The 11,699-nt window shown below is 70.0% G+C and carries 16 protein-coding genes; 10 read left to right on the top strand and 6 right to left on the bottom strand.

All coding sequences use genetic code 11. The features are described 5' to 3' along the window. Positions 1 to 5: 5 nt before the first annotated feature. Positions 6 to 410, top strand: a complete 405-nt coding sequence (locus AMYAL_RS0109760) for an OsmC family protein (RefSeq protein WP_026466909.1) — start codon at positions 6 to 8, stop codon at positions 408 to 410. Between the two features lie 60 nt (positions 411 to 470). On the opposite strand, the gene AMYAL_RS0109755 is transcribed toward AMYAL_RS0109760, so the two are convergent. From AMYAL_RS0109755 to AMYAL_RS0109745, 3 genes are all read right to left on the bottom strand, one after another. Then, positions 471 to 824, bottom strand: coding sequence for a hypothetical protein (locus AMYAL_RS0109755; protein ID WP_026466908.1), 354 nt, complete (start codon positions 822 to 824; stop codon positions 471 to 473). A gap of 57 nt (positions 825 to 881) precedes the next feature. Continuing rightward, positions 882 to 2,948 (bottom strand): ATP-dependent DNA helicase, encoded by a 2,067-nt coding sequence (locus AMYAL_RS0109750; protein ID WP_020631120.1) that lies wholly within the window; start codon positions 2,946 to 2,948, stop codon positions 882 to 884. 125 nt (positions 2,949 to 3,073) lie between these two features. Beyond that, positions 3,074 to 3,664 carry a biotin transporter BioY gene (locus tag AMYAL_RS0109745; protein ID WP_020631119.1) on the bottom strand — a complete coding sequence of 197 codons (591 nt, stop codon included), beginning with the start codon at positions 3,662 to 3,664 and terminating at the stop codon, positions 3,074 to 3,076. A gap of 153 nt (positions 3,665 to 3,817) precedes the next feature. On the opposite strand from AMYAL_RS0109745, the gene AMYAL_RS0109740 reads away from it, so the two are divergent. Beyond that, positions 3,818 to 4,483 (top strand): choice-of-anchor P family protein, encoded by a 666-nt coding sequence (locus AMYAL_RS0109740; RefSeq protein WP_020631118.1) that lies wholly within the window; start codon positions 3,818 to 3,820, stop codon positions 4,481 to 4,483. A gap of 172 nt (positions 4,484 to 4,655) precedes the next feature. On the opposite strand, the gene AMYAL_RS0109735 is transcribed toward AMYAL_RS0109740, so the two are convergent. From AMYAL_RS0109735 to AMYAL_RS0109725, 3 genes are read right to left on the bottom strand one after another with little or no spacing between them, the layout of a single operon-like run. Continuing rightward, complete coding sequence (locus AMYAL_RS0109735) at positions 4,656 to 5,306, bottom strand: bifunctional 4-hydroxy-2-oxoglutarate aldolase/2-dehydro-3-deoxy-phosphogluconate aldolase (RefSeq protein ID WP_020631117.1); 651 nt, start codon at positions 5,304 to 5,306, stop codon at positions 4,656 to 4,658. Beyond that, on the bottom strand, positions 5,303 to 5,878 hold the full coding sequence (locus AMYAL_RS0109730; protein ID WP_020631116.1) for an isochorismatase family protein: 576 nt from the start codon (positions 5,876 to 5,878) through the stop codon (positions 5,303 to 5,305). The genes AMYAL_RS0109735 and AMYAL_RS0109730 overlap by 4 nt, the downstream gene beginning before the upstream one ends. Positions 5,879 to 5,897: 19 nt before the next feature. Continuing rightward, positions 5,898 to 7,202: a nicotinate phosphoribosyltransferase gene (locus tag AMYAL_RS0109725; protein WP_020631115.1), complete on the bottom strand. Its 1,305-nt coding sequence runs from the start codon at positions 7,200 to 7,202 to the stop codon at positions 5,898 to 5,900. 74 nt (positions 7,203 to 7,276) lie between these two features. Here AMYAL_RS0109725 and clpS point away from each other — a divergent pair, with 74 nt between their 5' ends. The 8 genes from clpS to AMYAL_RS0109685 all read left to right on the top strand — a co-directional run bounded on the left by clpS (position 7,277) and on the right by AMYAL_RS0109685 (position 11,651). After that, positions 7,277 to 7,576 carry an ATP-dependent Clp protease adapter ClpS gene (gene clpS, locus AMYAL_RS0109720; protein WP_026466907.1) on the top strand — a complete coding sequence of 100 codons (300 nt, stop codon included), beginning with the start codon at positions 7,277 to 7,279 and terminating at the stop codon, positions 7,574 to 7,576. After that, entirely contained in the window at positions 7,573 to 8,130 is a 558-nt protein-coding gene (locus AMYAL_RS0109715) for a DUF2017 domain-containing protein (protein WP_020631113.1), read from the top strand. The genes clpS and AMYAL_RS0109715 overlap by 4 nt, the downstream gene beginning before the upstream one ends. Further along, positions 8,127 to 9,119, top strand: a complete 993-nt coding sequence (locus AMYAL_RS0109710; RefSeq protein ID WP_020631112.1) for a P1 family peptidase — start codon at positions 8,127 to 8,129, stop codon at positions 9,117 to 9,119. Before AMYAL_RS0109715 ends, AMYAL_RS0109710 begins: the two co-directional genes overlap by 4 nt. Before the next feature lie 30 nt (positions 9,120 to 9,149). Then, entirely contained in the window at positions 9,150 to 9,398 is a 249-nt protein-coding gene (locus AMYAL_RS0109705; protein WP_020631111.1) for an ATP-dependent Clp protease adaptor ClpS, read from the top strand. Continuing rightward, positions 9,391 to 9,891 (top strand): DUF2017 family protein, encoded by a 501-nt coding sequence (locus AMYAL_RS47775; protein ID WP_020631110.1) that lies wholly within the window; start codon positions 9,391 to 9,393, stop codon positions 9,889 to 9,891. The genes AMYAL_RS0109705 and AMYAL_RS47775 overlap by 8 nt, the downstream gene beginning before the upstream one ends. A 55-nt stretch (positions 9,892 to 9,946) precedes the next feature. Continuing rightward, on the top strand, positions 9,947 to 10,354 hold the full coding sequence (locus AMYAL_RS0109695; protein ID WP_005165658.1) for a M67 family metallopeptidase: 408 nt from the start codon (positions 9,947 to 9,949) through the stop codon (positions 10,352 to 10,354). 70 nt (positions 10,355 to 10,424) lie between these two features. Continuing rightward, complete coding sequence (locus tag AMYAL_RS0109690; RefSeq protein WP_020631108.1) at positions 10,425 to 10,697, top strand: MoaD/ThiS family protein; 273 nt, start codon at positions 10,425 to 10,427, stop codon at positions 10,695 to 10,697. Positions 10,698 to 10,700: 3 nt separating this feature from the next. After that, complete coding sequence (locus tag AMYAL_RS0109685; RefSeq protein WP_020631107.1) at positions 10,701 to 11,651, top strand: PLP-dependent cysteine synthase family protein; 951 nt, start codon at positions 10,701 to 10,703, stop codon at positions 11,649 to 11,651. The last annotated feature ends 48 nt before the right edge of the window (positions 11,652 to 11,699 follow it).

Below are 11,699 nucleotides of genomic sequence, written 5' to 3'. Positions count from 1 at the left end.
AAACCGTGTCTTTGGAAGTCCAGCGCGACGGTGAGCACCGCTTCATCGGCCGCAACGAACGCGGTGCCGAGGTCCTGATCGGCCGCAAGGGTGCCGAGGGCGCCTTCTCGCCGGCCGAACTCCTGCAGATCGCCGCGGCGGGCTGCTCGGCCGTCACCGCCGAGAACCTCATCACGCGCCGGATCGGGAAGGACTCGAAGTTCCGGGTCGGAGTGACCGCAGACAGGCGCGAAGGCGCTTCGGAGCTTGACGCCGTCCACGTGGCTTTCGACGTCGACGTGTCTTCGCTCGCCGCTGAGGATCGGGAGGCGCTGGCGACGGCTGTCGACCGGGCGATCGAGCGGCTGTGCACGGTGAGCCGGACGCTGAAGAAGGGTGTCCCGGTCACGGAAAGCTTCCCCACCGAATAACCCCCCCGGATGCCATGAACGGTCCTTTCCTGACGAGGAAAGGACCGTTCATGGCATTGGCTAGTGCTTCGCGGCGTGGCCTTCGGAGCTCCAGACCACGTACGCCTCGTCGGCGTCGGTGGTCATGGCCTCGATGAACTTCTCGTTGTCGAAGCCGGGCAGCGTCTGCAGCCGCTCGATCAGCGCGTCGGCTGCCGGGTCGCCGCTGGGGATCGCGGTGCCCTTCCCGTCGGCGCCGGCGAGCATGAAGAAGACGTCTTCCTTCCACGGGCCTTCAGGGATCACTCTGACCACCACCGCGGACAGCTCGGACCACGTGACGGCTTCCTCGCTTCCGTCCGCGAGCTGGCGCCGCACCCCGGTGTCATCGACGCTGACTGTCCGGGATTGTGCGTTGGGCGACTCGTGGGACAACCGGTTCTCCCTGTCTTCGGCGTTCCGTTAACGGTACTCGGCCGTGTTCCAGGCCACTCAGGCCGGGGCGGCGGCGTCGAGGCGGCGCAATGCGTCGCGGGCGACCTTCGGGTCCATGGTCGGCCAGAACGGCGGCAGCGACGCGCGCAGGAAGCCGCCGTAGCGGGCGGTGGCCAGCCGCGAGTCCAGGATCGCCACGACGCCGCGGTCGCTGGTCGAGCGGTGCAGCCGTCCGGTGCCCTGCGCGAGCAGAAGCGCGGCGTGCGTGGCCGCGACGGTGAGGAATCCGTTGCCGCCCCTGGCTTCCACGGCCCGTTGCCGGGCCGAAGAGACCGGGTCGTCCGGGCGCGGGAACGGGATCCTGTCGACCACCACGAGCTGGAGCGAAGGACCGGGCACGTCGACGCCCTGCCACAGCGACAGCGTGCCGAACAGGCAGGTGCGCGCGTCCTCGGAGAACTTCTGCACCAGCAGGCCGGTGGAATCGTCGCCCTGGCAGAGGATCGGCACGTCGAGCCGCTCCCGCATCTCTTCGGTGGCCTGCTTCGCCGCGCGCATCGAGGAGAACAGGCCGAGGGTGCGCCCGCCCGCTGCCTCGATCAGCTCGGCCAGCTCGTCCATCGTCGAGGGCTGCAGCCCGTCCCGGCCCGGCGGCGGCAGGTGTTTGGCCAGGTAGAGGATGCCGTTGCGTTTGTGGTCGAACGGGGAGCCGACGTCGAGACCGGTCCACTTCGGGCCTTCGCTGTCGTTACTGCCGTCGCTGTCGGCCGGGACGGCCTTGTCGGTCGCCGCGCCCGGCGCCTTCTCGACCCTGGCCCCGCCGGGCGGCAGACCCCACTGCCGGGCCATGGTGTCGAAGGTGCCGCCCAAGGTCAGCGTCGCCGACGTGAGGACGGTCGTGTGCTGGTTGAAGACGCGTTCCCGCAGCAGGCCCGCGACCCCCAGCGGAGCGACCTTCAGCGCGGGCGGACGCGGGTTCGAGGAGAAGCGGTCCCCGGTCAGCCAGACGACATCGCGCTGATGCGCCTTGTCGTCGTCGAAGGCTTCGAGGAGCCGGACCGCGGTGTCATGGACCTCTTCGAGCAGCGACCGCGCCAGTTTGCGGGCCGTGGCCTCGTCGACGTCTTCCTTCCGGTCCTTGCCGAGCGAGGTGAGGCAGCGGTGCGCGGCGTCGCGGACCGCGGGGATCGCGCCGGTGAGGGCCTGCGGCAGCGAGTCCATCCGGCCCGACGGCAGGTCGTCGAGGATCAGTGCCAGCCCGTCGCTCGCCTCCAGCAGCTGGTCGGCCACTTCTTCGTCGACCAGTTTCCCGCAGCGCCGGGCGGCCGCGGAGACCATGCCGCTGGTCAGCTCGCCCGTCGCCACCGAGGTCACGCGATCGACGAGGTCGTGCGCCTCGTCGATGATCACCAGGTCGTGTTCGGGGAGCACCTGGTAGCCCTGCAGCGCGTCGATCGCCAGCAGCGCGTGGTTGGTGACCACGACGTCGGCCTTGCCCGCCTCGGCGCGGGACCGTTCCGCGAAGCAGTCGGTGCCGATGGGGCACCGCGAGGCGCCGAGGCATTCCTTGGCCGTGACGGAAACCTGGCGCCACGCCTGATCCGAGACGCCGGGGACCAGTTCGTCGCGATCGCCCGTCTCGGTGTCCGAAGACCATTCCCGCAGCCGCGTGACCTCCTTGCCCAGCCTGGAGACGGCGAACGGGTCGAACAGCTGCTGGTCCTCCGGCTCGTCCGGGGCGCCGGAATCGAGCCGGTGGAGGCAAAGGTAGTTACGGCGGCCCTTGAGGATCGCGAAGGTGGGTTCGCGGCCGAGGGGCTTCTTCAGCGCCTTCGCCAGCCGGGGGAGATCCCTGTCGACCAGCTGGCGCTGCAGCGCGATGGTGGCCGTGGAGACCACGACCGTCGCCTCCTTCTCGACCGCGTGCCGGATCGCGGGAACGAGATAGGCCAAGGACTTCCCGGTGCCGGTGCCCGCCTGGACGGCCAGATGCTCGCCGGTGCGGATGGCGCGGCCGACGGCGTCCGCCATCTGGACCTGGCCCTCGCGCTCGGCACCGCCGACGGACTCGACCGCGTGGGTCAGGAGTTCGAGGACACCGGGGAAATCAGCACGGGAGGGCACGGGACAAGACGATAGCCGGGGGCACCGTCAAGATCGTCCGCCCCGTGCGATGAACGGTCCGTTCCCCGCCGGATACGCGGGGAACGGACCGTTCACGGCAGTGCGTGGAGCGGTGAAAGGGCCGGTCACGACTCCTTGCGGAAGCGAGAGACGAGCGCCCAGGTGGCCGGAAGCAGCGCGGCCGCGACGGCGATCTTCAGCGCGTCCCCGATCAGGAACGGCACGACACCCTTTTCGAGCGCGGTCGACAGGCCGAAACCGGTCGACGCCATCAGCCACGGCACGCCGACCGAGTAGATGGCGAGGTTGCCCAGCACCATCGTCCCCGCCGTGCGCAGCGGCGTGCGGTCCCCGCCGCGGCCGGCGAGCGCGCCGACCAGGGCGCCCGCGAAGACGAAGCCGACGATGTAGCCGGCGCTGGCGCCGAACAGGCCCGACGAACCGTTCTGGAACCAGCCGAAGCCCGCCGCGCCGACGGCGAGGTACAGCGCCATCGACAGCGCGCCGCGCTTCCAGCCCAGCGCCGCGCCGACGAACAGGGCGGCGAACGTCTGGCCGGTCATCGGCACCGGCGAGCCGGGCACGGGGATCAGGATCTGGGCGGCGGCGCCGGTCAGGGCGGCACCACCGGCGACCAGGACGGCGTCACGGACCAGTGCGCCGGGAACGAGGTCGGCGAGAACCGGACGGGTGCCGGCCACGGACAGCGAAGACACTCAGACCTCCTATGAGTACACGAATGTGAACCGAGGTTAACGCCAGACGACGGGCCGCGGACCGAATGTCGGGCACCTCACGGTCATCGCCCGTCCACTCGTCCGGGTGGCGTGGACCTGCGCGGTCCGGACTCTTGGTGGAGGCTGCCGGACATGAGGAAACCCGTTTCGAGGCTGTTGTCGGTGACGATGCTGACCGGGGCGCTGGTGACGGGAGGTCCGGCGATCGCGTCGGCCGACGCGGCTCCCGCGACGGCGTCCGCGTCGGTGGGTTCGCTCGACGTGGAGATCGATGACGAGCACGTGGTCACCGGCGAGCTCGCGCCGTGCGACGTCGACGGTCCCTTGACCGCGACGACCCAGGGCGGGTCCACCGGCGACTTCGCCCGCTTCGGCGGCGGTGAGTCGCGCTGCGGCCGGAACGGCGCGGTGGCCATCGGCGAGGCGGCCGGGCGGCGGTTCGAGACCACCCTGCTCAAACGCTTCGGCGGACCGGTGATCAAGGTCCGCACGTTCATGGCGAAATGCAGTACCACCAAGGACGGCAGCCTCGGCTACATCGAGTTCGGCGACATCACCGGGTTCACGCTGCCGGAGAACATCCCGCAGAACTACCGGCTGACCATCGCCGGCGGCAAGGGCGGGACGGCGCTGGCGTCGCTCACGGTCAACGAGACCGTCACGCCGACGCCGCCCGACGGGAGCCTCGTGACGCACATGCTGCACATCAAGCTGTTCCCGCAGGGCGGCGGCCCGGCGAAGGGCGACATCTACCTCGGGACCGCGCGCTGCGACCCCTACGGCAAGAAGAAGCCCTGAGCGAAGCTCATGCCGACTCGACCACAGCGTCTCCCAAGGGCGCCTTGCGCCCGACGGAGACTTCACCCGCGCGCCGCTTTCGGGCCGGAGGCCCACGAAAACACGATGAAGGGGCGACCTTCACGTTCAACGTGACGCTGAGTGCGAACTTCGCCCCTTCGGCGGGTTTTCGTCAGCGCGCGGCAAATTGCACAGCGGCGGCGACGAACTCGCTTGCCCGCGTCGCGAGGTCGGCCAGAGACCCGCTGGAGGTGAGCGCGTCACCGAGCAGCGGCGTGGCTGCCGCGACGGCGATCGAACCCGCCTCGAGGTACTTCGCGACTTCGGCCAGGTGGACGCCGCCGGTCGGCACGAGCGGGATGTCCGGCATCGGCGCCCGGATCGCCCGCAGGTAGGCGATCCCGCCGACGGCGGCGATCGGGAACACCTTCACCGCCGCCGCGCCGAGACGCCACGCCTGGTCGATCTCGGTGGGCGTCAGCGCTCCGCAGATCACCGGCAGCCCGCGTTCGTGCGCGCGCTCCAGCACCAGCGGGTTCACCGTCGGCGTGACCAGGAACGTCGCGCCCGCGTCCGCCGAGACGTCCACATCGGACACCTCGCGCACGCTCCCGGCGCCGACGTGCGCGTCGTCGCCGAGCTTCTTGCGGATGGCCGTGATGGCGTCCGGGGCTCCCGGCGTGGTCAACGCCGCTTCGAGCACCCGCACCCCCGCCGCGTGCAGCACGGTGGCGGCGTCGGCGAACCGGCCGGCATCCGCGGCTCGCAGGATCGCGACGAGGCGGTTTTCGATCAGGGTGTCCTGGAGGTCGTGCTGGATCATGCGGCCGGGACCGGCGCCTTTCCGGTGTAGGTGACGCCCGCCTCGTCGAAGTCCTTCAGCGCGGCGTCCACCGTCGGCTGCGAACCGCCGACGGTGAGGTCGAGCAGCACCCGCACCTTGAAGCCCGCCTTCGCCGCGTCGAGCGCGGTCGCGCGGACGCAGAAGTCGGCCGCGATGCCGACGACCTCGACCTCGGTGACGTCGCGTTCCTTCAGCCAGGCGTCGAGCGTCTTGCCGTCGCGCGCGTTGCCCTCGAAGCCGGAGTACGCGGCGGTGTACTCGCCCTTGGAGAAGACCTCGCTGATCGGGACCACGTCGAGCGCGGGGTGGAACGACGCGCCGGAGGTGCCCGCGACGCAGTGACGCGGCCAGCTGTCCTTGAAGTCCGGCGTCTCGCTGAAGTGGTCGCCAGGATCGATGTGGTAGTCGCGGGTGGCGACGACGTGCGCGTAGCCACCTTCGGCGGCCTGCTTGGAGATCGCTTCCGCGGCGGCGGCGCCACCGGGCAGGCCGAGCGACCCGCCTTCGCAGAAGTCGTTCTGCACATCGACCACGATCAAGGCGGTCCCCATGTGTTGCTCCTGAGTCTCTTTAGACGAATACGGTCGGGATGGCGGGCTCCCCGTGCGAGAGCTTGAGGCCTTCCCACGGCAGGCTCACCAGCGCCCGCCGGAGCCGCTGGCGCGCGTCGTCCAGCGTGGGCAAATCATCCACTGTCCGGCCGTCCCGGACCAGCGGAATCTGCAATTCGTGGTCGTTCGGTCCCCGTTCCGGTACCGCCGGACCGTCGGTCCAGATCACCTCTTCGACGGCGGTGCCGGTCTCGCGGTGCCGCCGCAGCGCGGATTTCCGTCCGCCGCGGGATTCCTTGTGCGCGCTGCGCTTGGCGACCGGCCTGCCGTCGACCTCGACGAGTTTGTAGACCATCCCGGCGGTCGGCGCGCCGGAACCGGTGACGACCGAGGTCCCGACGCCGTACGCGTCGACAGGTTCCGCCCGGAGCGCCGCGATGGCGTGTTCGTCGAGGTCGCCGGACACCACGATGCGGGTGTCCTTGGCGCCGAGGGAGTCCAGCTGCTCACGGGCCTTGCGCGCGAGCGGGCCTACGTCGCCGGAGTCGATGCGGATCGCGCCGAGTTCGGTCCCGGCCACCCGCACGGCCGTTTCGATGCCCTTGGTGATGTCGTAGGTGTCCACCAGGAGGGTGGTGTCGGCGCCCATCTTGTCCACCTGCGCGCGGAACGCTTCCTCTTCGCTGTCGTGCAGCAACATGAACGCGTGCGCGACGGTGCCCCGCGTCGGGATGCCGTAGCGGCGGCCCGCTTCGAGGTTGGACGTCGTGGCGAAACCGGCGAGGTACGAGGCCCGCGCGGCGGCGACGGCGGCCCACTCGTGGGTGCGGCGCCCGCCCATCTCGATGATCGGCCTGCCGTGCGCGGCGCCCGACATCCGCGCCGCCGCGGACGCGATCGCGCTGTCGTGGTTGAGGATCGACAGGATCAGCGTCTCCAGCACGACGGCGTCGCCGAAGCCGCCGGTGACGGTCAGGATCGGGGAGCCGGGGAAGTAGAGCTCGCCCTCGGCGTAGCCGTCGATGTTCCCCGAGAAAGAGTAGTCCGCGAGCCACGAAAGGGTGGCGTCGTCGACGACGGCCGTCGCTTCCAGCTGGCTCAGCTCGGCGTCGGTGAACCGGAAGTCCGCGATCGCGTCGAGGACCCGCCCGGTGCCCGCGACGACGCCGTAGCGGCGGCCGTCGGGCAGGCGACGTGCGAAGACCTCGAACACGCACGGCCGGTCCGCGGTCCCGTCGGACAGGGCGCTGGCCAGCATGGTCAGCTCGTAATGGTCGGTGAGCAGCGCGGTGCTGGCGCCAGTGGCCGCCTCGGGGAAACCCATACCGCCAGCCTATTCACCCACATGGCCGGACCTGCCAGCCCGTACCGGGTTGGGCCCGTGACACCATGGAGTGCATGTCCACGCCTGTCGCATCCGAGCAGACGCAGGTTGATCCACAGGGAGTAGAAGTCGTCTCTGAGGACAAGCCCTGGCGGACGGTCGTCTGGAACGATCCGGTGAACCTCATGTCGTACGTGACGTACGTGTTCCAGAAGCTGTTCGGTTACAGCCGGGATCACGCGACGAAGCTGATGCTCGACGTGCACCAGAAGGGCAAGGCGATCGTGTCCTCCGGTTCGAAGGAGAAGGTCGAGGTCGACGTCGCGAAACTGCACGCGGCCGGCCTATGGGCCACGATGGAGCAGCCTTCATGAACGGATGGCGCCGCAAGGGCGAGACCATCGTCGCCGGGTTCGAGCAGCAGGAGGCCGCGGTCCTGCGCGGTCTGGTCAGCCAGCTGGAGGACATGCTCACCGCGCGCGCCGAGGAGGCGCCGCAGGACGAGCTGGCGGAGCTGACCGGGATCCGCACGGGCCCGACGGAGTCACCGGACGATCCGGTGCTCTCGCGGCTGCTCCCGGACTTCCACAAGCTGGACCCGGACAACCCGACCCGCGAAGACCTCGACTCGGCCGCCGCGATGCGCTCGATCCACGAGCCGGAGCTGCTGGACAAGAAGGTCGGCGTCGCCAAGATCGTGCTGGACACCCTGCCGAGGGACGGCGGGAACGTGCGGCTGACCTTCGAGCAGGCCGACGCGTGGCTCGGCGCGCTCAACGACGTCCGGCTGGCCCTGGGCACCGCGCTCGACGTCACCGAGGACATGCCCGACGAGCTGCCCGAAGATGATCCCCGCGCGCCGCATCTCGGCGTCTACCACTGGTTGACCTGGGTGCAGGAGACCCTCATCCAGTCGCTGACATCGTGATCACCGACGTTCCCGGCGTGCTGGTCGGGCACCACGAGCGGGTCGGCGGCGGCTGGGCGACCGGGACGACGGTCGTGCTCGTCCCCGGCGGCGCCGTCGGGGCCGTCGACCAGCGCGGCGGCGCGCCCGGCACGCGCGAGACCAACCTGCTGGAGCCGGAGAACCTGGTCCAGCACGTCAACGCGATCTGCCTGTCCGGCGGGAGCGCGTACGGCCTGGCCGCGGCGGACGGCGTCATGCGCTGGCTCGCCGAGCGGAACCTGGGGATCCCGGTCGGGACGGAGCCGCACGAGGTGGTGCCGATCGTGCCCGCGGCGGTGCTGTTCGACCTGCCGCGCGGTGACTGGGGCAATCGCCCGGACGCTTCCTTCGGCTACGCGGCTTGCGAAGCGGCTGTCGGCGGTCCTGTGCCGCTGGGGACCGTCGGCGCGGGCGCCGGTGCGAAGGCGGGATCACTCAAAGGCGGGATCGGGACCGCTTCGGAGCGGGTCGGTGAGTTCACCGTCGGTGTCGTCGCCGCCGTGAACGCCGCCGGCGAGGCCGTCGACCTCTCGACCGGCCGCGCTTTCGCGGCGGATCACGAGGTCGACGGCGAGTTCGGCGTCCGCTGGCCCGATCGGCCCGGCGACGTCGAGGCGAAGGCGTCCGGGCTCAATACGACCATCGGCGTGGTCGCGGTCGACGCGGCACTGTCCAAAGCGGAGGCGCGACGGCTCGCGGTGGCCGCGCAGGACGGTCTCGCCAGGGCGGTCCGCCCGGCGCACACGATGTTCGACGGCGACACGGTGTTCGCGCTGGCGACCGGCGACCGGGAACTGCCCGGCGGCGTGGGACCCGTCGCGGCGGCGCGGCGCGCGATGGTGCTGGACACGCTGTGCTCGGCCGCCGCGCGCGTGTTCGGGCGGGCGATGGTGCACGGTGTGCTGAACGCCACGTCGGCCGGGGGCATGCGCGCGTACCGCGACGTCTGGCCGGAGGCCTTTGAGTAACGAGGAACGGGCGCGGACGATCAAGTCGGCATGCGTCAAGGGGGATCGTGGATCATCGAGATCCACAACGACCACATCAATTCCTTCGCCGGAGTGATGCTGGTCCTCGAAGAGGTTCTCGGCATGTCCGCCGCCGACGGGGGCCGAATGGCCGAAGACATCCACCGTGACGGCAAGGCCGACCTCACGCCCCTGCCCCGGCCAGAGGCGGAGCGATTCGCCGCCGCGTTCCAGCTTCGCGGCCTCACCGCGAAGCTGCGGAAGGACCGCCATGCGTGACGCGGCGCGGATAAGTCACGACGGCGACGGTACCCGGATCGAGATGACGGAGAACGTGGCCGAGGTGCTGCGCTTCATCCTGACCGACTTCGCGGCCGCGCTGGCCGCCGACCCCGCGGGGCCCGATGGGGTGCCCGACGAGGTGTTGTTCCCGGACGCCTATTCCCGGAAGGCCGACAGCGCCGGTTTCCGGGCGAGGCACGGCCAGGCCATGCGGAGCGAGGTCGCCGCCACCGTCGCCCGCGTTCTCGTTGCCTGGCCGGGTGGGCAGGTGCTGGTCCTCGACCGGGGTGGTGTGCGTGACCTGCGTCTCGCGCTCGTTCAGGCCCAGTCCCGGTATCTGCGCAAACCGCGGTGGAAGTCCGCTCCGCCGGACGAGCGCTACGCGAAGAAGGATCGCGAGGTGAAGTCTTTATGGCTCAACCAGTTCGAGAGCATGATCACCGCCGCGGTCTACGTCGATCCTGCCGAACCGATCGTCTACACGCTCTGAGTGGCGGCAATCTCAGAGTGTGGACCAGGCGCGTCCAGCACCTAAGATGTGCGGTGTGCTCCGGATCCGCCGTGAACTCGTCGACGAGATCGTCGCCCATGCCCGTCGTGACCACCCCGATGAGGCGTGCGGGGTGATCGCCGGTCCCGAGGGATCGGACAGCCCCGAGCGATACATCCCGATGCTGAACGCGGCGCGCTCGCCCACGTTCTACGAATTCGATTCGGGCGACCTGCTCAGGCTCTACCGTGAGATGGACGCCAACGACGAGGTCCCGGTGGTCATCTACCACTCGCACACCGCGACCGACGCCTATCCGTCCCGCACCGATGTCTCGTACGCCTCGGAACCCGACGCGCACTACGTGCTCGTCTCCACCAAGGACCCCGATTCGCACCAGTTCCGGTCTTACCGGATCGTGGACGGGGAGATCACCGAGGAGCCCGTCGAGATCATCGGCTGAACCCCCGTCCGGAATAACCCGGACCGGCCCGAACGTCTGCGTAGAGAGAACCCACCGGAGGTAGAAAACCATGGCCGTGACCGTGTCCATCCCGACCATCCTGCGTACGCACACCGGCGGCGAGAAGTCCGTCGAGGCGAACGGCAAGACCGTGCTCGAGGTGATCGACGACATCGAGTCCCGCCACGGCGGCCTCAAGGCCCGCCTGGTCAAGGAAGAGAAGCTGCACCGCTTCGTCAACGTCTACGTCAACGACGAGGACGTGCGCTTCTCCGGTGGCCTCGAGTCCGAGGTCAAGGACGGCGACACCCTGACCATCCTGCCCGCCGTGGCCGGAGGCTGATCGATGGCTCGCTTCGAGTCGCTGCTCGACGCGCTCGGCGGCACCCCGCTGGTCGGCCTTCCCCGGCTTTCGCCCACGCACGACGTGCGGTTGTGGGCGAAACTGGAGGATCGCAACCCGACCGGTTCGATCAAGGATCGCCCCGCGATGGCGATGATCGAGGCCGCCGAGCGTGAAGGCACCCTCCGGCGCGGCTCCACCATCCTGGAGCCGACGTCGGGGAACACCGGGATCGCGCTCGCCATGGCCGCGAAGCTCAAGGGCTACGGCCTGGTCTGCGTGATGCCGGAGAACACCTCCACCGAACGCAAGCAGCTGCTGCAGGCGTACGGCGCGCGGATCGTCTTCTCCCCGGCGGCAGGCGGGTCCAACGAGGCCGTGCGCCGGGCGAAGGAACTGGCCGAGGCCAACCCGGACTGGGTCATGCTCTACCAGTACGGCAACCCGGCCAACGCCGACGCGCACTACCGCGGCACCGGGCCCGAACTGCTCAAGGACCTGCCGACGCTGACGCATTTCGTCGGCGGCCTCGGCACCACCGGCACCCTGGTCGGCGTCGGGCGGTACCTGCACGAGGCGAAGCCGGACGTACAGATCGTCGCGGCCGAACCGCGCTACGGCGAGCTGGTGTACGGCCTGCGGAACCTCGACGAAGGCTTCGTCCCGGAGCTCTACGACGCCAGCGTGCTCAACGGCCGGTACTCCGTCGGCGCGTACGACGCGCTTCGCCGGACTCGCGAGCTGCTGGAGCACGAAGGCATCTTCGCGGGCATCTCGACCGGTGCCGTTCTGCACGCGGCGCTGGCCGTCGCCGAGAAGGCCGCCGCGTCGGGGAAGCCCGCCGACGTGGCTTTCGTGGTCGCGGACGCCGGCTGGAAGTACCTCTCGACGGGCGCTTACTCCGGCTCGCTCGACGAAGCGGCGGAAAGGCTCGACGGGCAGCTCTGGGCCTGATCTTCGCTGTCCGCGTGACGGGATGGACGACACGCGTGAGCCGATGGA

Origin of the sequence: Amycolatopsis alba DSM 44262, from assembly GCF_000384215.1 — a bacterium.
Lineage (GTDB): Bacteria > Actinomycetota > Actinomycetes > Mycobacteriales > Pseudonocardiaceae > Amycolatopsis > Amycolatopsis alba.
This window is presented reverse-complemented; position numbering and strand designations above follow the sequence as displayed.